This is a genomic window from Pseudomonas sp. S2_H10, assembly GCF_054668285.1.
The window spans coordinates 4,091,663-4,114,045 of the sequence record NZ_CP162754.1 but is presented as its reverse complement, the minus strand read 5'-3'; the positions used below and the strand labels follow the sequence as shown (position 1 = coordinate 4,114,045).

The 22,383-nt window shown below is 61.0% G+C and carries 15 protein-coding genes; 1 reads left to right on the top strand and 14 read right to left on the bottom strand.

Annotated elements, in window-relative coordinates:
- Positions 1-7 precede the first annotated feature (7 nt).
- The 13 genes from AB4O16_RS18400 to AB4O16_RS18340 form a co-directional block, all read right to left on the bottom strand.
- A complete protein-coding gene (locus AB4O16_RS18400; RefSeq protein ID WP_160390622.1) occupies positions 8-544 on the bottom strand; it encodes a type II secretion system protein N in 537 nt (178 codons plus the stop codon).
- A 69-nt stretch (positions 545-613) separates the two neighbouring features.
- Complete coding sequence (gbpA, locus tag AB4O16_RS18395) at positions 614-2,080, bottom strand: N-acetylglucosamine-binding protein GbpA (protein WP_160390623.1); 1,467 nt, start codon at positions 2,078-2,080, stop codon at positions 614-616.
- Positions 2,081-2,370: 290 nt separating this feature from the next.
- Positions 2,371-3,438 (bottom strand): uroporphyrinogen decarboxylase, encoded by a 1,068-nt coding sequence (hemE, locus tag AB4O16_RS18390; protein WP_460155487.1) that lies wholly within the window; start codon positions 3,436-3,438, stop codon positions 2,371-2,373.
- A gap of 247 nt (positions 3,439-3,685) precedes the next feature.
- Positions 3,686-5,104 carry an FAD-dependent oxidoreductase gene (locus tag AB4O16_RS18385; RefSeq protein WP_108216250.1) on the bottom strand — a complete coding sequence of 473 codons (1,419 nt, stop codon included), beginning with the start codon at positions 5,102-5,104 and terminating at the stop codon, positions 3,686-3,688.
- 32 nt (positions 5,105-5,136) lie between these two features.
- Positions 5,137-9,582, bottom strand: a complete 4,446-nt coding sequence (gene gltB, locus AB4O16_RS18380) for a glutamate synthase large subunit (protein ID WP_160390625.1) — start codon at positions 9,580-9,582, stop codon at positions 5,137-5,139.
- Between the two features lie 349 nt (positions 9,583-9,931).
- Positions 9,932-11,518 carry an AAA family ATPase gene (locus AB4O16_RS18375; protein ID WP_460155486.1) on the bottom strand — a complete coding sequence of 529 codons (1,587 nt, stop codon included), beginning with the start codon at positions 11,516-11,518 and terminating at the stop codon, positions 9,932-9,934.
- Positions 11,519-11,528: 10 nt separating this feature from the next.
- The gene (gene aroB, locus AB4O16_RS18370; protein ID WP_160390627.1) at positions 11,529-12,629 is read right to left on the bottom strand and encodes a 3-dehydroquinate synthase; all 1,101 of its coding nucleotides are present in this window, start codon (positions 12,627-12,629) and stop codon (positions 11,529-11,531) included.
- A gap of 150 nt (positions 12,630-12,779) precedes the next feature.
- Positions 12,780-13,298 carry a shikimate kinase AroK gene (gene aroK / locus AB4O16_RS18365; protein ID WP_015093141.1) on the bottom strand — a complete coding sequence of 173 codons (519 nt, stop codon included), beginning with the start codon at positions 13,296-13,298 and terminating at the stop codon, positions 12,780-12,782.
- Positions 13,299-13,302: 4 nt separating this feature from the next.
- The gene (gene pilQ, locus AB4O16_RS18360; RefSeq protein WP_460155485.1) at positions 13,303-15,372 is read right to left on the bottom strand and encodes a type IV pilus secretin PilQ; all 2,070 of its coding nucleotides are present in this window, start codon (positions 15,370-15,372) and stop codon (positions 13,303-13,305) included.
- 13 nt (positions 15,373-15,385) lie between these two features.
- Entirely contained in the window at positions 15,386-15,913 is a 528-nt protein-coding gene (locus AB4O16_RS18355; protein WP_460155484.1) for a pilus assembly protein PilP, read from the bottom strand.
- Positions 15,910-16,533, bottom strand: coding sequence for a type IV pilus inner membrane component PilO (locus tag AB4O16_RS18350; protein ID WP_460155483.1), 624 nt, complete (start codon positions 16,531-16,533; stop codon positions 15,910-15,912). Before AB4O16_RS18350 ends, AB4O16_RS18355 begins: the two co-directional genes overlap by 4 nt.
- Complete coding sequence (locus tag AB4O16_RS18345) at positions 16,530-17,096, bottom strand: PilN domain-containing protein (RefSeq protein ID WP_460155482.1); 567 nt, start codon at positions 17,094-17,096, stop codon at positions 16,530-16,532. Before AB4O16_RS18345 ends, AB4O16_RS18350 begins: the two co-directional genes overlap by 4 nt.
- Positions 17,096-18,160, bottom strand: coding sequence for a pilus assembly protein PilM (locus tag AB4O16_RS18340; RefSeq protein WP_460155481.1), 1,065 nt, complete (start codon positions 18,158-18,160; stop codon positions 17,096-17,098). Before AB4O16_RS18340 ends, AB4O16_RS18345 begins: the two co-directional genes overlap by 1 nt.
- Before the next feature lie 217 nt (positions 18,161-18,377).
- On the opposite strand from AB4O16_RS18340, the gene AB4O16_RS18335 reads away from it, so the two are divergent.
- Positions 18,378-20,816, top strand: coding sequence for a penicillin-binding protein 1A (locus AB4O16_RS18335; protein ID WP_371926045.1), 2,439 nt, complete (start codon positions 18,378-18,380; stop codon positions 20,814-20,816).
- Positions 20,817-21,082: 266 nt separating this feature from the next.
- Here the strand turns inward: AB4O16_RS18335 and AB4O16_RS18330 are convergent, their stop codons facing one another.
- Positions 21,083-22,351, bottom strand: a complete 1,269-nt coding sequence (locus tag AB4O16_RS18330; RefSeq protein WP_160390633.1) for a malic enzyme-like NAD(P)-binding protein — start codon at positions 22,349-22,351, stop codon at positions 21,083-21,085.
- Positions 22,352-22,383: the final 32 nt, after the last annotated feature.

The window sequence follows — 22,383 nt, the reverse complement described above, 5'->3', positions numbered from 1 at the left end:
AGATTGATCACTCTGGTTGCCCGGGGAACGGGCGTAAAAAACGCGTGGTCGTGGTAACGGGTCGAGAGTCGACGGATGATTCGAGTGCCTTCAGAAAACGTGCTTCAGAGGGTGCGAGCGTCAGCAGCTCTTCTCGCCCCTTGTTCCACAGCGCGACCTGACGGGGCTCGATACGACGCAGGACGCTGCCGCCAGGCAATTGCTCACCCACTTGATAGAGTCGTGAGCCTTGAGCATTGGCCAGCAGTGCCTTGGATGATCCGGTGCTGACAAAGCTTGCTTGCAAGGTCAGCGGCTCGGCACTGGGCCGCGGCGTGGCCTGCGTCGTCAGGCCGAACACGATGGCAATCGATGCTGCCTCCAGCGGCTCGCGTGCAGGCACCATCTGCAAGGGGGCGATGTCGTCCGGCGGTGTCGCCAGACGCTCGCGAAACTGCCTTTCCTGCCACACCAGAAACACCGCAACGGCCACTGGCAAGGTGAGCCAGCAAACGCTGCTCAGGCATGCCCGAAAGCGTTGTCGGGAGAGATTAGAAACCTTCATTTTTCAACTCGGTAATCAACCGCCGGGCTTCAGGCGACTTTGATGTCACCTGAAGCCAGCTGCGAGGACTTACAACTTTTCCCACGCCATGTGCGAATGAGCACCGACACCCGGTTCGAAACCGTTGGCGGTAGGGGTGTACTGCTTGCAGTAACCCGACTCAGGGAAAGGCTTGCACTCGAAGACTTCGTCGGTCTTCGGTTGCAGCACCTTGGTGCCGGCGCTGTACTCGCCGAGACCTTCAGGGAACACGAAGTCGTGCTCGACGCCTGCGCCTTCACCGGTCAGTTGGGTGGTCTTGGTGTCCTGACGGGTGGTGCGGCCATCCAGGGTGGTGCCGACCAGAGTCAGTGTGTGCGCGCCAGGATTGCTGCGCACATCCAGCGACAACGAGGTGGAGCCACTGGCCACTTGTGCCGACGTGGCGCCGACCGGTTTGTTGTTCTGATCGAACAACGTCGCTTCGACGTCCATCGAGCGGTTCGCCGTCATGCTGAACTCGACTTTGACCCGACCTTTTTCCAGAACGTATTCGGCTTGCTGAGAGGTCACCGACATGTGTGCAGCGGCATCCTCCTTCATGCCCAACTGCACTTCGTAGCGCACTACGCCGCTTTCTCTTTGCACGTAGAGACGGTTGGTGCCTTTGACCGGGACGACATTGCCGCTCTCGTCACGGATACCGGCGCGAACCAGGGTGTGGGTCTGGTTGATTTTTTCGGCCAGCTTGAACGCCCAGTTCTGCGGTGTGCCCTCTTCAGCGTTATCGATGCTGATTTCAACGCTGTAGTCCGGGCTCTCACCCTTGGCGGTAAACGCACGTGCCTTGACCTTGTCGCCCTCCAGTAACGTGGTCGATGGTGCAATGCTGCCCACTGGGGACCAGCCGCCTGGCAGGTCCGGTTCGGCAAGGATGTTCACGTCTGCGACATTGTAAAACGCAGCGTCGGTGTCACCGACGGTCCAGATGGCCAGGATGACCTGGTGGCCGGACTTGTCAGATGGAAGCGTGCAATTGTGCTTGGCGCCCGACACCGGCAGCTGGTTGCCGCCATCGATGGTGCAGAACGGCGTGCTTTCGAAGGTGGCGCGCTTGAGCGACTCGTTCGGGTTCCAGCCATCGCGGGTGATGAAATACTCGTGTTTGGTAGCAGGGTGGGCAGCGGTGTAACGCCATTGGAAATCGATGTTGCGATCCTTGATTTCCGTCAACTGCCAGCGGCTGGCGGACTGTGCATCCATGGCAGAGAACAGCGAGTGACCGCCGCTGGCGATCTTGCCATCGACCGGGCCCTGCATGGGAGCACCGCCGACGCCGGCCGGAAAGCCCTTGAAGGTTTCACCGACACTCTGCGGCTCGTACTGGGCGCCGCCGCAGTTGGTGTTCAGGCCTTTCTGACAAGCCAGTGCGCGCGAAGGCGGGACTTCCAGATAGCCATGGGCGGAAACGGTTTGAGAGGCCAGCATTGCCGATAACAGGATCATCGATGAAGTGCAGGCCGTTAACGCACTTCTTTTATCAAATGTCATTTTCATGATGTGTTCCAGACTGCTTATCGAAAACAAGGCGCCTTGCGGGCGGCGATGTTTGCTTCGTTGTGTTCAGCCTTTGCCGAACAGGGGTCTGGAACCTTACGGGGATGACCAAGAGTTCTATGTAGGAGTAATCATCGAGTCAGGCGGGAATAGTCTTCTCTTCCGATTTTCCGACAAGAATGGAAAACACTCTTACAGAAGGAAACGCTTTATCCAGGCAGTTTTCTGCAGCCAAAAAAAAGCCTGCCCGGCACGAGGCGGGACAGGCTTCTGGAAAACGGCGTTGACCGTTATTCGTGATATTGCGCCGACAACTCATGCACGGCGCGCAGGAACGCACCGGCGTGTTCCGGGTCGACTTCCGGCGTGATGCCATGGCCGAGGTTGAACACGTGGCCGCTGCCCTTGCCGTAGCTGGCGAGGATGCGGCCGACTTCGGTGCGGATGGCTTCCGGCTTTGCGTAGAGCACGGTCGGGTCCATGTTGCCTTGCAGCGCGACTTTGTCGCCAACACGGCTGCGGGCGCTGCCGATGTCGCAGGTCCAGTCCAGGCCCAGAGCGTCCGCGCCAGCGTCGGCGATGCTTTCCAGCCACAGGCCGCCGTTCTTGGTGAACAGGATGACCGGAACCTTGCGACCTTCGTGCTCACGGATCAGGCCGCTGACGATTTTTTTCATGTAGGCCAGGGAGAACTCCTGGTACGCCGCCGCCGAGAGGCTGCCGCCCCAGCTGTCGAAGATCTGCACCGCTTGCGCACCGGCCAGGATCTGGCCGTTGAGGTAGCTGGTGACGGTCTGCGCGAGCTTGTCCAGCAGCAGGTGCAAGGCTTGCGGGTTGTCGTAGAGCATGGTCTTGGTCTTGCGGTAGTCCTTCGACGAGCCGCCTTCGACCATGTAGGTCGCCAGGGTCCACGGGCTGCCGGCAAAGCCGATCAGCGGTACACGGCCGTTCAGTTCACGGCGGATGGTGCTGACCGCGTCCATCACGTAACCCAGGTCTTTCTGCGGATCGGGAATCGGCAGGGCTTCGATGTCGGCCAGGGTGCTGACGACTTTCCTGAAGCGCGGACCTTCGCCGGTTTCGAAGTACAGGCCCTGACCCATGGCATCGGGGATGGTCAGGATGTCGGAAAAGAGGATCGCCGCGTCCAGTTGTGGATAGCGGTCGAGCGGTTGCATCGTGACTTCGCAAGCGAACGCCGGGTTCATGCACAGGCTCATGAAATCGCCGGCCTTGGCACGGCTGGCGCGGTATTCAGGCAGGTAGCGACCGGCCTGACGCATCATCCACACGGGGGTGACGTCTACGGGTTGCTTGAGCAGGGCGCGCAGGAAACGGTCGTTCTTCAGGGCAGTCATGTCGGCATCCGGAAAAAAAGTGCGGACATTTTCTCAGAGCCGGACGCAAAAGGCACGGATGCAGGTCAGCCTTTTGTCTATCGGGTCAATTTGTCGCGGTGGAATGCAGTGTTTGCAGCACCACAAAACACTGTGGGAGCTGGCTTGCCAGCGATGCAGGCACCTCGGTTTGTCAGGTAAACCGAAGTGATGCTATCGCTGGCAAGCCAGCTCCCACAGGTATTGCATTGCAGTCAGCCGGACGGGTTTAGACGCCCAGGTAATCCAGGATCCCTTCGGCGGCATTGCGGCCTTCGAAGATCGCCGTCACCACCAGGTCGGAACCACGCACCATGTCGCCACCGGCGAAGATTTTCGGGTTGCTGGTCTGGTGCTTGTACTGACCTTGCTCAGGCGCAACAACGCGGCCCTGGCTGTCGGTCTGGATCTCGAACTGCTCGAACCACGGCGCCGGGCTCGGACGGAAACCGAACGCGATGACCACGGCGTCGGCCGGGATGATCTCTTCGGAGCCCGGGATCGGCTCGGGACTGCGACGGCCACGGGCGTCCGGCTCGCCGAGACGGGTCTCGACCACCTTCACGCCTTCGACCTTGTCTTCACCAACGATGGCGATCGGCTGGCGGTTGTAGAGGAATTTCACGCCTTCTTCCTTGGCGTTCTTCACCTCTTTGCGCGAGCCCGGCATGTTCGCTTCGTCACGACGATAGGCGCAGGTCACCGACTTGGCGCCCTGACGGATCGACGTACGGTTGCAGTCCATCGCCGTGTCGCCGCCGCCGAGAACCACGACCTTCTTGCCTTTCATGTCGACGAAATCTTCCGGCGACTTTTCAAAGCCCAGGTTGCGGTTGACGTTGGCGATCAGGAAGTCCAGCGCGTCGTACACGCCCGGCAGGTCTTCCCCGGCAAAGCCGCCCTTCATGTAGGTGTAGGTGCCCATGCCCATGAACACCGCATCGTACTCTTCGAGCAATTGCTCCATGGTCACGTCCGTGCCCACCTCGGTGTTGAGGCGGAACTCGATGCCCATGCCGGTGAAGACTTCGCGACGATTGCTCAGCACGGTTTTTTCCAGCTTGAACTCCGGGATGCCGAAGGTCAGCAGGCCACCGATTTCCGGGTTCTTGTCGAACACCACCGGGGTCACGCCGCCACGCACCAGCACGTCGGCACAGCCCAGGCCCGCAGGCCCGGCACCGATGATCGCGACACGCTTGCCGGTCGGCTTGACCTTGGACATGTCCGGACGCCAGCCCATGGCGAACGCGGTGTCGGTGATGTACTTCTCCACCGAACCGATGGTCACCGCGCCGAAGCCGTCGTTGAGGGTGCAGGCACCCTCGCACAGACGGTCCTGCGGGCACACCCGGCCGCAGACTTCCGGCAGGGTGTTGGTCTGGTGCGACAGTTCGGCGGCCTGGAGGATGTTGCCCTCGGCCACCAGCTTCAGCCAGTTGGGAATGAAGTTGTGCACCGGGCACTTCCATTCGCAATACGGGTTACCGCAACCCAGGCAGCGGTGGGCCTGGTCGGCCGACTGCTGGGGTTTGAAGGGTTCGTAGATTTCCACGAACTCTTTCTTGCGTTGACGCAACAGTTTCTTCTTCGGATCCTTGCGCCCGACCTCGATGAACTGGAAGTCATTATTCAGACGTTCAGCCATTTTAAAACCTCATCAAACTCTTCAGGCGCATATCACTGCGGGTTGGCACGGGTGCTGGAAAGCAACGATTTCAGGTTGGCAGCCTTGGGCTTGACCAGCCAGAAACGACGCACGTAATCATCGAGGTTCTCGGCGAGTTCACGACCCCACTCGCTGTCGGTTTCCTCGACGTACTCGTTCAGCACGCGTTGCAGGTGGCTGCGGTAGGCTTCCATCGCCTCGCCGCTGATCCGCTGGATTTCCACCAGTTCGTGGTTGACCCGGTCAACGAAGCTGTTGTCCTGGTCGAGCACGTAGGCGAAACCGCCGGTCATGCCAGAGCCGAAGTTGTAACCGGTCTTGCCCAATACGCAGACGAAACCACCGGTCATGTACTCGCAGCAGTGATCGCCAGTGCCTTCCACGACGGTGTGGGCACCGGAGTTACGCACGGCGAAACGCTCGCCAGCGGTACCCGCGGCGAACAGCTTGCCGCCGGTGGCGCCGTAGAGGCAGGTGTTGCCGATGATGGCACTGTCCTGGGTACGGTAGACACTGCCCTTCGGCGGAACGATGACCAGCTTGCCGCCGGTCATGCCCTTGCCGACGTAGTCGTTGGCGTCGCCTTCCAGGTACATGTTCAGGCCGCCGGCGTTCCACACGCCGAAGCTCTGCCCGGCCGTGCCTTTGAAGCGGAACGTAATCGGCGCGTGGGCCATGCCCTGGTTGCCGTGCTTGCGCGCGATTTCGCCGGAGATCCGTGCACCGATGGAACGGTCGCAGTTGCAGATTTCCAGGTCGAACTCGGCACCGCTCAGGTCGTTGATCGCCGAGGTGGCCATGTCGACCATCTTCTCGGCCAGCAGGCCCTTGTCGAACGGCGGGTTGCGTTCAACGCCACAGAATTGCGGCTTGTCCGCCGGCACATGGTCGCTGCCCAGCAACGGGGTCAGGTCCAGGTGATGCTGCTTGGCGGTCTGGCCTTCGAGGATTTCCAGCAGATCGGTACGGCCGATCAGCTCTTCGAGGGAGCGCACGCCCAGCTTGGCCAGCCACTCGCGGGTCTCTTCGGCGACGTAGGTGAAGAAGTTCACCACCATGTCGACGGTGCCGATGTAGTGATCCTTGCGCAGCTTCTCGTTCTGGGTCGCAACGCCGGTAGCGCAGTTGTTCAGGTGGCAGATGCGCAGGTATTTGCAGCCCAGGGCGATCATTGGCGCGGTGCCGAAGCCGAAGCTTTCAGCGCCGAGAATAGCCGCCTTGATCACGTCGAGGCCGGTTTTCAGGCCGCCGTCGGTCTGCACCCGGACTTTGCCGCGCAGGTCGTTGCCACGCAGGGTCTGGTGGGTTTCGGCCAGGCCGAGTTCCCACGGAGCGCCCGCGTATTTGATCGAGGTCAGCGGCGATGCACCGGTACCGCCGTCGTAGCCGGAGATGGTGATCAGGTCCGCGTAGGCCTTGGCCACACCGGCGGCAATGGTGCCGACGCCCGCTTCTGCAACCAGCTTCACCGAGACCAGTGCCTTCGGGTTGACTTGTTTCAGGTCGAAAATCAGCTGCGACAAGTCTTCGATCGAGTAGATGTCATGGTGCGGCGGCGGCGAAATCAGGGTCACGCCCGGCACTGCGTAACGCAGCTTGGCGATCAGACCGTTGACCTTGCCGCCTGGCAGTTGACCACCTTCGCCGGGCTTGGCGCCTTGGGCGACCTTGATCTGCAGCACTTCGGCGTTGACCAGGTATTCCGGGGTCACACCGAAACGGCCGGTCGCCACTTGCTTGATTTTCGAGCTCTTGATGGTGCCGTAGCGCGCCGGGTCTTCGCCGCCTTCACCGGAGTTGGAACGCGCACCGAGGCGGTTCATGGCTTCGGCCAGGGCTTCGTGAGCTTCCGGCGACAGGGCGCCCAGCGAGATACCCGCAGAGTCGAAGCGCTTGAGCACCGATTCCAGCGGCTCGATTTCGCTGATATCCAATGGAGTGTCGAGGGTTTTGACTTTCAGCAGGTCGCGGATCATCGACACCGGGCGGTTGTCCACCAGCGACGTGTATTCCTTGAACTTGCTGTAGTCGCCCTGCTGCACAGCGGCTTGCAGGGTGTTGACCACGTCCGGGTTGTACGCGTGATATTCGCCACCGTGGACGAACTTCAGCAGGCCGCCTTGCTGGATCGGCTTGCGTGGGCTCCAGGCTTCGGTAGCGAGGGCTTTCTGCTCGGCTTCGATGTCGACGAAACGCGCACCCTTGATGCGGCTTGGCACGCCACGGAAGCTCAGGTTGCAGACTTCCTCGGACAGGCCGATCGCTTCGAACAGTTGTGCTCCGCGATAGGAGGTAATGGTCGAGATGCCCATCTTCGAGAGGATCTTGAGCAGGCCCTTGGTGATGCCTTTACGGTAGTTCTTGAACACCTCGTAGAGGTCGCCCAAGACTTCACCTGTACGGATCAGGTCGCCCAGCACTTCGTAGGCCAGGAACGGATAAACGGCAGAGGCGCCGAAACCGATCAACACGGCGAAGTGATGCGGATCGCGAGCGGTCGCGGTTTCCACCAGGATGTTGGAATCGCAACGCAGGCCTTTTTCGGTCAGGCGATGGTGCACCGCGCCGGTAGCCAGGGAAGCGTGGATCGGCAGCTTGCCCGGAGCAATGTGACGGTCACTCAGCACGACCTGGGTACGACCGGCGCGCACGGCTTCTTCAGCCTGATCGGCGACGTTGCGGATTGCCGCTTCGAGGCCGACGCTTTCGTCGTAGTTGAGGTCGATGATCGCGCGTTCGAAGCCCGGGCGATCGAGGTTCATCAGCGAGCGCCACTTGGCCGGGGAAATGACCGGCGAGCTGAGGATCACGCGCGAAGCGTGTTCCGGCGACTCCTGGAAAATGTTGCGCTCGGCACCGAGGCAGATTTCCAGCGACATGACGATGGCTTCACGCAGCGGGTCGATCGGCGGGTTGGTGACCTGCGCGAACTGCTGGCGGAAGTAGTCGTACGGCGTGCGCACGCGCTGGGACAGCACGGCCATCGGCGTATCGTCGCCCATCGAGCCCACGGCTTCGTAGCCCTGTTCGCCGAGCGGACGCAGCACCTGGTCGCGCTCTTCGAACGTGACCTGGTACATCTTCATGTATTGCTTGAGCTGGTCGACGTCGTAGAAAGCCGAACCGTGGTCGTTGTCTTCCATGGTCGCCTGGATGCGCAGGGCGTTCTTGCGCAGCCATTGCTTGTACGGATGACGGGACTTCAGGCGGTTGTCGATGGCGTCGGTGTCGAGGATCTGACCGGTTTCGGTGTCCACGGCAAAGATCTGGCCAGGGCCAACGCGGCCCTTGGCGATCACGTCTTCAGGCTGGTAGTTCCAGACACCGATTTCCGAAGCCAGGGTGATGAAACCGTTGGTGGTGGTGACCCAACGCGCCGGACGCAGACCGTTACGGTCGAGCAGGCACACCGCGTAACGACCGTCGGTCATTACCACGCCGGCCGGGCCGTCCCACGGCTCCATGTGCATCGAGTTGTATTCGTAGAACGCACGCAGATCCGGGTCCATGGTCTCGACGTTCTGCCACGCAGGCGGAATGATCATCCGCACGCCACGGAACAGGTCGATGCCGCCGGTGACCATCAGCTCGAGCATGTTGTCCATGCTCGAGGAGTCGGAACCGACGCGGTTGACCAGCGGGCCGAGTTCTTCCAGGTCCATCAGATCGTTGGTGAACTTGGTGCGACGGGCCACGGCCCAGTTGCGGTTGCCGGTGATGGTGTTGATCTCGCCGTTGTGCGCCAGGAAGCGGAACGGTTGAGCCAGCGGCCATTTCGGCAGGGTATTGGTGGAGAAGCGCTGGTGGAACACGCAAATCGAGGTTTGCAGGCGCTCATCGCTCAGGTCCGGATAGAAGGCGGTCAAGTCCGCCGGCATCATCAGGCCTTTGTAAATGATGGTCTTGTGCGAAAAGCTGCACACGTAGTGGTCGGTGTCGGCGGCGTTGGCCACGGACGAGCGACGACGCGAGGTGAACAGCTTGACGGCCATGTCCTGATCGCTCAGGCCTTCACCGCCGATGTACACCTGCTCGATCTGCGGCAGGCGCTCAAGGGCCAGGCGGCCGAGGACGCTGGTGTCGATCGGCACCTTGCGCCAGCCGACCAGCTGCAGGCCGGCGGCGAGGATCTCGCGGTTCATGTTCTCGCGAGCGGCTTCGGCTTTGACCGGGTCCTGGTTGAAGAAGACCATGCCCACGGCATATTGCTTGGGCAGTTCGACGCCGAAGGTTTCCTGGGCGATGGCTCGCAGGAACGCGTCCGGCTTTTGAATCAGCAGACCGCAACCGTCACCGGTCTTGCCGTCGGCATTAATCCCACCGCGGTGGGTCATGCAGGTCAGGGCCTCGATGGCCGTTTGCAAAAGGGTATGACTGGGCTCGCCCTGCATATGGGCTATCAGGCCGAAACCGCAGTTATCCTTGAATTCATCTGGTTGGTACAGACCTGCTTTCATAGACACTTTCTCACCAGGCTGCCTCTTTTCGAGGCAAATTTCTTTTCAATTCAACCACTTGCATTCCGCGCCGAACGTACGCCGGCTTAGCGGGGGCAAAAGGGTGGTCATTGTACACAGCGACACAGAGGCTCACAAATTTGACGACGAAATGTCGCAAATTCATGTCGCATTTGTGAAAGGTTTAAAGCGATCTGCTGTGCTAGTCAAAACTTTTTTAATTTTGACCGCAACGACTCAAAGACTACTGTAACGCAGACACCACAAGGCACGCAGCCTGAAAGGTTGCGCGCACTCGTAGAAATTTTGAGGTGCTTGGAGAGGCGGCCTGGGTAAGGCCGCCGAATCTTCAGCGAGTTGTTGCCAGTTCCTGTTGGACGCTGGCGACAGTGCGAGGCCAAGGTTTACCAGCCTGAACCTTCGCTGGCAAGGCCTTGATGGCGGAAACGGCTGCATCACGATTGGCGAAGTTGCCGTAGGTGATCACGTAGAGCGGCTTGCCGTTGAGGACTTTCTTGAAATAGCGGTACTCGCCGCCCTGCTCCTTGACGAAGCTTTGCGCGCTCGCTTCGGAGCTGGTGCCAAGGATCTGCACCACGTAGTTACCCGGCGCCTGGCCGGCGTACCAGGTACCGCCAGCAGCCTTGGCCGCCGGAGCCGGTTTCTCGGCAGGCTTGGTTGCCGCGGCTACGGCTGGCTTGGCTGGCACTGGAGCAGGCTTGGCCACTGGAGCAGGCGCTGGCTTGGCGGTGGCAACCTGAGTCGGCGCAGGGGCCGGCTTGGCGGCTGGCGTCGGCGCAGGACCGGCTGGAACGCCCACAGGCGGTGCTGTAGTCGTCACGGTCGGTGGCGTAGCGCTGGAACCTTCAACCGGCACGCCATCGTCGCCTTCGGTGATGCCACCTGCGGCCTCAGCCAACGGGCCACGCATGACCGGTTGCGAGTTGCCGACCAACGGCAATGGCATCGGCTGTGTGTTGCCAGCGAATTCGACGGCCGGAGCACCGCCATTCGCTGTTGGCTGCCCCTGGCCCAGCGGCAGTTGCGCCTGTTCGGCCGGCGCACCCGTGGTCGGTGCCTTGTTGCGACCCGGCATCAGCCAGGCGGCGGCTACCGCGACCACGACCACGGCGGAAATCGCCAATACGTGTTTCTTCGGCATATTGAACCCCATTTTTGGACGCTTGACCGCTGAGCGGCTGGCGATCATGGCTTCGATCATTGCATCGCGGGCGACCTGATTGATGCTGCCAGGCCAACCTTCGGAGCTTTCGTGAATATCAGAGATCTGATCCGCGGTGAAAAGTTCGATGCCACGGCCAGCGCCTTCAAGCCGCTGCTCCAGATATTCGCGGGTTTCTTCCTCGGTGTAAGGCTGCAATTCGATGACATGGAAACGCTCTTCCTCGAGATGCAAAGCCTCAAGCTGAGCAATCAGCGAGGTTTCACCGAACAGGAATACATGCGGGCGCCCCTCGGGCGCGCCGGCCGCCAGGACCATCAGGACCTCAAGGGCGGATTCATCGAGTTGCTCGGCGTCATCGACCAGCAGATAGACTTCCTGCCCGGTGAGCGCAAGCTGCACCACCTGGGCCAGAATGGCGCTGGCATCAGCCTGGGCGACATTCAGGGCCTGGGCCACCTGGCGCAACACCCCGGCCCCATCGCCGGCGCCACGGGCGGACACCACCACACTCTGTACCGACTGCTTGTTGGTGCTGGCGACCAGGGCCTGGCGCAACAGGGTCTTGCCACTGCCCTCCGGACCCGTGACGACCAGCAGCAGCTGACTGTAGCGGGCCAGGTGATGCAGTTGCCCCAGCACGGGCTTGCGCTGGGCCGGGAAAAATTTGAAGCCAGGCACCCGTGGAGCAAAAGGGTCATGACTCAACTGGTAATGGCCGAGGAAAGCCTCGTCGGCATGCAAACTAGTCATCGCGTTCTTATTAACCTTTAAGCTGAGCCAGGGCGCGGTAGTCTGCCCCCAGCGTGGCCTGTAGAACCTCTTTCGGATAATCGTCGGTCACCACCGCTTCGCCCATGCGGCGCAGCAGCACCAGGCGCAAACGACCGTCGATCACTTTTTTATCAATGGACATGTGTTCGAGGAAATCGGCTTCTGTCATCTCTTGCGGCGGAATGACCGGCAGCCCCGCCCGCTGGAACAGGCGAATGCCGCGATCGCGCTCCTGTTCGCTGATCCAGCCGAGTCGCGCGGACATTTCCAGCGCCATTACCGTGCCAGCAGCCACGGCTTCACCATGAAGCCACACACCATAGCCCATGTGGGTTTCGATGGCGTGGCCAAACGTGTGGCCCAGGTTCAAGGTGGCACGAACGCCCGTCTCTTTCTCATCGGCACCGACCACTGCGGCCTTGGCCGCGCAGGAGCGCTCGATGGCATAGGTCAGGGCTTGCTGGTCGAGGTTGCGCAGGCGGTCGACGTTGTCTTCGAGCCAGGTCAGGAACGGCTCATCACAGATCAGCCCGTACTTGATGACTTCGGCCAGACCGGCGGACAGCTCGCGCGCCGGCAGGGTATTGAGGCTGGCGGTATCGATCAGCACCACGTTCGGCTGATAGAAAGCGCCGACCATGTTCTTGCCCAGCGGATGGTTGATCCCGGTCTTGCCGCCCACCGAGGAGTCGACCTGCGACAGCAGTGTGGTCGGAACCTGGATGAAATCGACGCCGCGCTGGTAGCAGGCGGCGGCAAAGCCGGCCATGTCGCCGATCACACCACCACCGAGGGCGATCACTGTGGTGCGGCGGTCATGTCGCGCGGTCAGCAGGCCGTCGAAAATCAGCTGCAGGGTTTCCCAGGTCTTGAAGGCTTCGCCGTCGGGCAGCACCACGGAAATCACCGAAAACTGCGCCAGGCTGCGGGTCAGACGCTCGAGATAGAGCGGCGCAACAGTCTCGTTGGAGATAATCGCTACTTGCCGTCCGCGAATGTGCGGGGCCAGCAGCTCAGGCTGATCCAACAAACCTTCGCCAATATGAATCGGGTAGCTGCGCTCGCCTAGATCGACCTTGAGTGTCTGCATGTGTCCCCACAGTGAAGATGAATCAGGCGTCCTGCCTTGAATTAACGAATGTCCACGGCCTCTGCTGGTGTGACGCCGTTCGGTAGCCATCCGCCACAACCTTGAGCGGTCATGGCGCGACGCCGAGGATAGCGCATTTCGCGCGGCGCTTTAACGGGGCGGCAACTGCTGCAGGCGCTCCAGAATGTCGAGCACGACCATTCGTGGTGGCCGCTCATCGGTTTCGACCACCAGGTCGGCGATTTCCCGATAGAGCGGATCGCGGATCGCCAACAGATCCCGCAGGGTCTTGGCCGGATCGGCAGTACGCAACAACGGCCGATTGCGGTCACGGGCCGTGCGGCCGACCTGCTGCTCGACCGACGCATGCAGATAAACCACCCGCCCACCGGCATGCAGTGCCCGACGATTGGCTTCGCGCATGACCGCGCCCCCACCTGTCGCCAGCACCACACCGTCGTAATCGCACAGCTCGGCAATCATTGCCTGCTCGCGATCACGAAAGCCCGGTTCGCCTTCTTTATCGAAGATCCAAGGGATATTGGCGCCCGTGCGCAATTCAATTTCCTTATCGGAATCTTTGAATGGCAGGCGCAGCTCTTTGGCCAGCAACCGGCCGATGGTGCTTTTTCCAGCACCCATCGGTCCAACAAGAATCAAATTTCGCACAGAATCAATGACTCACAGCAATCGCCTGGTTATTCATGATACGCGGAGTGAGGAATACCAACAGCTCGGATTTTTTCTCCGAAACCACATCACGCCGGAAAAGGCGGCCAAGATACGGCACATCGCCAAGAAATGGCACCTTATCTACGACCTTGCTCTGAGTATTTGAGAAAACGCCGCCAATGACGATGGTCTCGCCATCGTTGACCAGGACCTTGGCGTTGACTTCGTTTTTCTTGATGGGCGGTACATCCTGGACCTTGTTGAGGTAGTCCGGTTCGTCCTTGGTCACCTTGACCTCCATGATGATCCGGTTGTCGGGCGTGATCTGCGGCGTCACCTCCAGCGACAGCGAAGCCTCCTTGAACGACACCGAAGTCGCGCCGCTGGAGCTGGCCTCCTGGTAGGGAATCTCGGTGCCCTTGAGGATTTTCGCGGTTTCCTTGTCGGACGTGACCACCTTGGGCTGCGAGACGATCTCCCCGTTGCCGGTTTTCTCCATGGCCGTCAGCTCCAGGTCCAGCAAGACGTTATCGGTGATGAACGCGATGCCGATGCCCGAGGTGTTATTGACCGCGCCCATGTCGACGAACGGTGAATTGGTGCCGGTACTGCCTGGCGTGCCAATGGTCGACGAGCCATTGACCCCGTTGCTGACGCCGGAAGCGTTCCAGTTACCCCTGTTCTGTGTCGAACCGCCCCAGCGCACCCCGAGGCTTTTGTCATAGTCGACGTTGGCTTCGACAATGCGCGCCTCGATCATGACCTGACGCACGGGGATATCCAGCTGCGTGACAATTCTGCGCAGCTCGTCGAGCCGGTCCTGGGTCTGGTAGGCAATGATGTTGTTGGTGCGCTCGTCGACAGTGATGGATCCCCGTTCGTCGGGCTTCGCTTCGGCACTGGTCACCGACTGGAAGAGTTTGGCGATGTCCGCCGCCTTGGCGTAGTTCACCTGCAACAGCTCCCGACGCAATGGCGCCAGGTCGGCAATCTGCTTTTGTGATTCCAGTTCCTGACGCTCACGGGCAGCAATTTCATCGGCCGGCGCGACAAGCAGGACATTGCCGACCTTGCGCTTGTCCAATCCCTTGGTTTTGAGCACCAGATCCAGCGCCTGATCCCAAGGCACGTTCTGCAGGCGCAACGTGATGCCACCCTGCACCGTGTCGCTGGCCACCAGGTTGAGGTTGGTGAAATCGGCGATCAGTTGCAGCACCGAACGCACATCGATGTTCTGGAAGTTCAGCGAAAGTTTCTCGCCGCTGTAGGCCTGTTGCCCGGCATTGCGCTTTTGCAGGTCGTCGACCGCCGCCGGGCGAACACTGATCGTAAGCTTGCTGTCGGTCTGATAGGTCGAGTAATCGAACCTGCCACCGGGCTCGATGCTGATGATGGCTCTATCGCCACTCGCACTGGCATTGACGAACTGCACTGGCGTGGCGAAATCCTTCACGTCCAGCCGCACGCGCAATGGCTCAGGCAATCGGGTCCTGGCAAACCCCACGATGATCTTGCCGTCGCGCTGTTGTATGTCGGGCGCCATCGAGGGGTCCGACAAGTCGATCACCACGTTGCCCTCACCCTGTGTGCCGCGCTGGAAATCCACACCGCGAATGGCCTTGCCTGCCGGCGTCGCGGCTCTTGCCGAAAGCGGCGCTGCCATGGCAGCCGGGCTGGATGTGGACGGTTTGACACCCTGCCCGACAACCACCAGCAAATCGTTGCCTTCAATTCGCGAGTCGTACGGCACCGGCTGAGCGAGGTTGATGATCAATCGCGTACGGTCCCCGGCCTCCACCACCGTTGCGCTGCGGGCATTTCCACCGCCGAGATCGTGAGTCTTGCTGGCCAGCTGACTGGCGACACCCGGCAAATCCAGGGCAATCCGGGCCGGCGACTGCGTTGTGTAACCCTGGGGCACCGGGGGCGGTTCATCGAACGACAACTTCAACTCGACACGGTCTCCCGGCAGCGCAGTGACATCCAGCGCCTTGAGATTGGCCGCTTGTGCCATCGACGACAACATCGCTATCCATAGCGAAAGGCCGAAGGCGGAAAAAATCCTGTTCATTGTTCGAGTTCCACTATGAGTGCTCTTTCAAAGGGATGGTCCGGGGACGCTCCAGCCAAGCGCCCTGGCCATCAGGGACAATTTCAACCACATCGACCTGCGAGCCGCTGATCGCGACGATCCTGCCGTCGTTACGCCCCAGGTAATCGCCGACTTTCAACCGGTGCACCCCGCCCGCCCCGCGCAGCAGGGCATAGGAGCCCGCTGCATTGGATAGGGTGCCGACCATTTCAAACTGTTCGATATTGAAACCTTCGAGGTACTGCCTGACCCGCCCGGGGTCGGGTTTGACGTTGCGAGATCCGCGTCGCCGGGCCGCCGGATCGGAACTGATTTGCGCTGAAAACGGGCTGCGCAGATTCGCCGCGTCATAGGTGAATGCCGGGTAAGACCGAAATACCGGCGATGGTTCAATCCTGCCCGGCCCTTGCAGGCGCACTTCGTTCATGTAGGCGTCCAGATCGTCGTAGTCATCGCCTGCGCCACAACCGGACAAGGCAGACAGCAACAGCACCAGCGAAAAACAACGTGCCGGGCTCATTGAGGCTGCCCCTTGTCGTTGTAACGGTAGGTCTTGGCGAGAATACTCAAGCGCAGTTTCGGAGCCCCCTCGGGGCTGACGGGGGCAAGGTCGAAATCGTGCAAGGTGACGATTCGCGGCAACCCGGCCACACCACTGATGAAGGTGGCCAGTTCGTGGTACCCCCCGGTGACCGTGATCTGGATCGGCAACTCGATGTAGAACGGCTGGGCGACCTCCGGCAGCAGCTTGATCTCTTCGAACTCCAGGCCACTGCCCAGACCGGTGCGCGTGATGTCTTCCAGCAAGCCGGGCACCTCGGTGTCGCCGGGCAGTTGCCGCAACAGTACGCCGAAAGCGCTCTGCATCTCCTTCAACTGCCGGGTGTAGAGATCCAGGTTCGCCGCCATGCGGGCTTTGTCGGCGAACTGTTCCTTGAGCATCGACTCTTCCTCACGCTTGAGATCGAGTTGGCTCTCAAGGTCGCGAGTGGAAAAGCTGTAGCCCATGGCCAGCACCAGAAGCATGAGCAAACCGGCCAGCAGACACTTGATCGCCGGCGGCCAGGAACCCATGTTGCCGGTGTCCAGGTCATTGATGTCGATCTTGCGCAGCCCTTCGAACCATTCGGACAGGCTCATTCGCCACCCTCCGGTGCGGCGGGTTGAGTCTGGCGAACGGTCAACTGGAAGACGTTGGCCTGCGCCACCTGACCGGCAGCTGTGGCCCTGACTTCGGTCAGGCTCGGTGTATCGAACCAGTCTGACGCCTCGAGGTTGCGCATCAAGTCTGAAACACGGTTGTTGGATTGCGCAGCGCCGGTGATGGACAGCGTCTTTGCAGTCATTTTCACTTCGGTGAAATACACGCCCTCGGGCAGGGCCCGCACCAACTGGTCAAATATTCGCCCGCTGATTTGGCGGTTGCCTTGCAGGTCCTGGATGATGTGCATGCGCTCGACCAGTTGCTGACGGCGATCCTTGAGATCATTGATCTGTGTGATCCGCTCATCGACCATGGCGATTTGCCTGTTGATGTAATCGTTACGGGCAACTTGCCGGTCGATGGCGCCGCCGATGGCCTGGTTGGCAACCAGCACCGCGCCCGTCGCACCCACCATTGTGGCCACCAGGATCAGCAGGAAACGCTTGCGACGGACTTCACGCCGCTCCTCGCGCCAGGGAAGAAGATTGATCCGGGCCATCAGTCAAAGCTCCTGAGGGCAAGACCACAGGCGATCATCAACGCCGGAGCATCACTCGCCAGGGCAGCACCGTTGACCTTGCTACCCAGCGTCATATCGGAAAAAGGGTTCGCGACCCGGGTCGGCACAACCAATTGCTGCTCGATCAAACGCTCCAGCCCCGGCACCGATGCGGTACCGCCGGCCAGCAGGATATGGTCGACGGCGCTGTACTGGCCGCCAGCAAGGAAAAACTGCAGCGAGCGGGACACCTGCTGCACCAGTGCCTGTTGAAAGGGCTGCAAGACCTCACCGGCATAGTCATCCGGCAAACCGCCCTTGCGTTGCGCCAGCCCCGCCTGCTCCAGCGTCAGGCCATAGCGACGCTGGATTTCTTCAGTCAGCTGGCGCCCCCCGAACAGCTGTTCGCGGGTGTAGATAAGCCGCCCGTCGTGCAGCACGCTCAGGGTGGTCATGGTGGCGCCGATGTCCACCACCGCGACCGTCAAAGGCTTGCCGGAGGCCGCGAGCTGATTGGCCAGCAACCCGAACGAGCGCTCCAGCGCGTAGGCTTCGACATCGACCACGCGAGCGGTCAGCCCCGCGAGGCTCAGGGCGGCCTCGCGAACTTCGACGTTTTCCTTGCGGCAAGCGGCGAGCAGCACATTGACGCGCTCCGGATTACGCGCCGAGGAGCCCTGGACTTCAAAGTCGATCGCGACTTCATCCAGAGGATATGGAATGTACTGGTCAGCCTCGATCTTCAGCTGGCTTTCCATCTCATCCTCGGAAAGTCCAGCCTCCATCTCGATGGTCTTGGTGATCACCGCCGAGCCTGCCACGGCCACGGCCACGTTCTTGAGGCCGGTTCTGGCCCTGGCCAGCGCGCGGGCGAGGGCCAGCCCCACGCCTTCCAGTTCGGCGATGTTCTTTTCGATCACCGCACCGACCGGCAACGGCTCCACGGCATAAGCCTCGACCCGATAGCGCTCGCCCTGGCGGCTCAATTCCACAAGCTTTACCGAGGTAGAGCTGATATCGATTCCAAGGAGCGTACTGGATTTTTTGTTGAAGAGTCCTGGCACTACCAATTCCCTATGACTTTCCGTGAGTTACGGACTCTGCAATGTCCATTGCGTTCAATCCACCCGTCTTGACAGCAGCGCCAACCACGCTCCCGATCAGAAAAATGCTTATAATGCCCAGCGTTTTTTTCCGCATTTGTTCAAGCGCGGGTCGTTCTCATTTAGCTTGAACCCTGTTGCCCAATTCATTTTTTGCCCTGGATATCCAAAAGCCTTGATTCGTCTGCTGAAGTTTTTCGGTTGGTCCATCGTCGCGGTTTTCTGCGGACTCCTCCTGGGTCTGAGCGGGGCGTACCTCTACCTTAGTCCCGGGCTGCCGTCCGTGGAGGCGCTGAGAAGCATCCAGTTGCAGATCCCTTTGCGGGTCTACAGCAGCGATAACAAGTTGATCGCAGAATTCGGCGAAATGCGCCGCACACCGATCCGTTTCGCCGACATTCCCCCCAACTTCATCAATGCGTTACTAAGTGCTGAAGACGACAACTTCGCCAACCATTACGGCGTTGACCCGAGCAGCCTGATGCGCGCTGCGACCCAACTGGTAAAAAGCGGACACATTCAGTCCGGCGGCAGCACGATCACCATGCAGGTGGCGAAGAACTTCTTCCTGTCCAGCGAACGCAGCTTTTCGCGCAAGACCACCGAGATCCTGCTGGCCCTGCAGATCGAACGACAGCTGACCAAGGACGAGATCCTCGAGCTGTACGTCAACAAGATCTACCTGGGTAACCGTGCGTACGGCATCGAGGCGGCGGCGCAGGTCTATTACGGCAAGTCGATCCGCGATGTCAGCCTGGCGCAGATGGCGATGATCGCCGGCCTGCCCAAGGCGCCGTCGCGCTTCAACCCGCTGGCCAACCCGGCGCGCAGCAAGGAGCGTCGCGACTGGATCCTGGGGCGCATGTACAAGCTCGGGAAAATCAGCGAGGCCGACTACACCACTGCAGTCAACGAGCCGCTGAACGCCAGCTATCACGTGCCGACGCCGGAAGTGAACGCTCCGTACATCGCCGAAATGGCCCGCGCCGAAATGGTCGGGCGTTATGGCAGCGACGCCTATACCGAGGGCTTCCGCGTCACCACCACGGTGCCGAGCGACCTCCAGGAACTGGCCAACACCGCGGTCCACGAAGGCCTGATGACCTACGATCAGCGCCACGGCTATCGCGGCCCCGAGTCGCGGCTGCCGGGCAAGACTCGCGAGGCCTGGGCGGCCGAACTGACCAAACAACGCACCATCAGCAGCCTGGAACCGGCCATCGTCACCCAGGTCGACAAGAGCGGCCTGCAAGTGCTGACCCGCACCGGCCAGGAGCACGTGAACTGGGACACCATGAAATGGGCCCGGCCGTTCCTCAATACCAACAGTATGGGTGCCAACCCGAAACAGCCCTCGGACGTGGCCCAAGTCGGCGATCTGATACGCGTGCAGCGTCAGCCGGACAATTCGCTGAAGTTCAGCCAGATCCCGCAGGCCCAGGGCGCGCTGGTGTCCCTGGACCCGCAGAACGGCGCCATTCGCTCGCTGGTCGGCGGTTTCGCCTTCGAACAGAGCAACTACAACCGCGCCATGCAGGCCAAGCGCCAGCCGGGTTCGAGCTTCAAGCCGTTCGTCTATGCCGCCGCACTGGATAACGGCTACACCGCCTCCAGCCTGGTGAACGATGCACCGATCGTGTTCGTCGACGAGTACCTGGACAAGGTCTGGCGCCCGAAGAACGACACCAACACCTTCCTCGGCCCGATTCGCCTGCGTGAAGCGCTGTACAAGTCGCGCAACCTCGTGTCGATCCGCTTGCTGCAAGCGATGGGCGTCGGCAAGACCATCGACTACATCACTCGCTTCGGCTTCAACAAGCAGGACCTGCCGCCCAACCTGTCCCTGGCGCTGGGCACCGCGACCCTGACGCCAATGGAGATCGCCACCGGCTGGAGCACCTTCGCCAACGGCGGCTACAAGATCACCCCGTACATCATCGACAAGATCGAAAGCCGCAACGGCGACACGCTGTTCGTCGCCAACCCGCCGAGCGTGCCTCAGGGCGGCGCTGCCAGCGATGGCATTGCCGTGCCAGCCGCTCAGGCGTTCACGGTCAATGCAACGCCTGACGAGGCCGCAGGTGCTACGCCAACGCCGCAGACATCCGCCGTGGCCGAACGCATCGTTGACGGGCGCACCACCTACATCCTCAACAGCATGCTTGAGGACGTGATCAAGCTCGGCACCGGCCGCCGCGCGCTGGCGCTGGGCCGCCCCGACATTGCCGGCAAGACCGGTACGACCAACGAATCCAAGGACGCCTGGTTCTCCGGCTACAACGCCGACTACGTGACCACCGTATGGACCGGTTTCGACCAACCGGAAAGCCTGGGCCGCAAGGAATTCGGCGGCACCGTCGCGCTGCCGATCTGGATGAACTACATGGGCGCCGCGCTCAAAGGCAAGCCGCCGCATACGCAGGCAGAGCCGGAAGGCATCCTCAGCCTGCGGGTCGACCCGATCAGCGGCCGCGCGGCCAGCCCGGGCACGCCAGGAGCCTACTTCGAGCTGTTCAAGGCCGAAGATACGCCTCCGTCGGTCAACGAGCTGGGCAACGGCAATGCGCCAGGCAGCCCGCTGCCGGCGGATGAAGCGGCGCCGATCGATTTGTTCTGATAGTAACAATGGTGAAAAGCTCCGCCTTCGGAAGAAGCGCGGGGCTTTTTTTGCCTGCCGGTTTTGATGTTGTCTGGTCCGCCCTCTTCGCGGGCAAGCCCGCTCCCACAGTGGGCGATGGTGTACATCGAATTTATGTACGCCGCTGACTCCTGTGGGAGCGGGCTTGCCCGCGAAGAGGCCCTGACAGGCGGTACAAAACCCTCAGGCACAAAAAAGCCCCGACTCTCGCAAGCCGGGGCTTTCTGTTGAAGCGCTACAACGGCTTAGCCGTTGAACACGTCATCCACGCTTTTGAGCGGGTAGTTCTTCGGATACGGCAGGGTCGCCACACCGGTCTCGATGGCGGCTTTGGCAACGGCATCGGAGATCAGGGTGATCAGACGGGCATCCATTGGCTTCGGAATGATGTACTCACGACCGAATTCCAGCTTGATGCCGCCATAGGCGTCGCACACTTCCTGAGGTACCGGCAGCTTGGCCAGTTCACGCAGGGCGTTGGCCGCAGCCACTTTCATTTCTTCGTTGATGCGCTTGGCGCGAACGTCCAGGGCACCACGGAAGATGAACGGGAAGCCCAGTACGTTGTTGACCTGGTTCGGGTAGTCGGAACGACCGGTGGCCATGATCACGTCGCTACGGGTGGCGTGGGCCAGCTCCGGGGAGATTTCCGGATCAGGGTTCGAGCACGCGAACACGATCGGGTTGGCCGCCATGGACAGCAGGCCTTCAGGGCTCAGCAGGTTCGGGCCGGACAGGCCTACGAACACGTCAGCGCCTTGCAGGGCATCAGCCAGGCTGCGCTTTTCGGTCGCGTGGGCGAACACAGCCTTGTACTGGTTCAGGTCGTCACGGCCGGAGTGGATCACGCCGGTACGGTCGACCATGTAGATGTTTTCGATGTTGGCACCCATGCTCACCAGCAACTTCATGCAGGAGATGGCGGCAGCGCCGGCACCCAGGCAGACGATCTTGGCGTCAGCGAGGGTTTTGCCAGCGATTTCCAGGGCGTTGATCATGCCGGCGGCGGTCACGATAGCGGTGCCGTGCTGGTCATCGTGGAATACCGGGATATCGCACTGCTCGATCAGGGCGCGTTCGATTTCAAAGCACTCAGGTGCCTTGATGTCTTCCAGGTTGATGCCACCGAAGGTGATGGAGATGCGCTTGACGGTGTCGATGAAGGCTTGCGGGCTTTCGGAGTCGACTTCGATGTCGAAAACGTCGATGCCGGCGAAGCGCTTGAACAGTACGCCTTTACCTTCCATCACTGGCTTGGAAGCCAATGGGCCGAGGTTACCCAGGCCGAGAATCGCGGTGCCATCGGAAATGACTGCAACCAGGTTGCCTTTGCCGGTGTATTTGTAGGCCAGTTCAGGATCGCGGGCGATTTCGCGTACTGGTTCGGCTACGCCGGGGCTGTAGGCCAGCGACAGATCGCGGGCGGTAGCGGTGGCCTTGGTGAGCTCGACACTCAGCTTCCCTGGACGAGGATGGGCGTGATATTCGAGAGCGGCAGTTTTCAGATCAGACATTTTGGCATTCCGCTTTTACTGTTGGACAGACT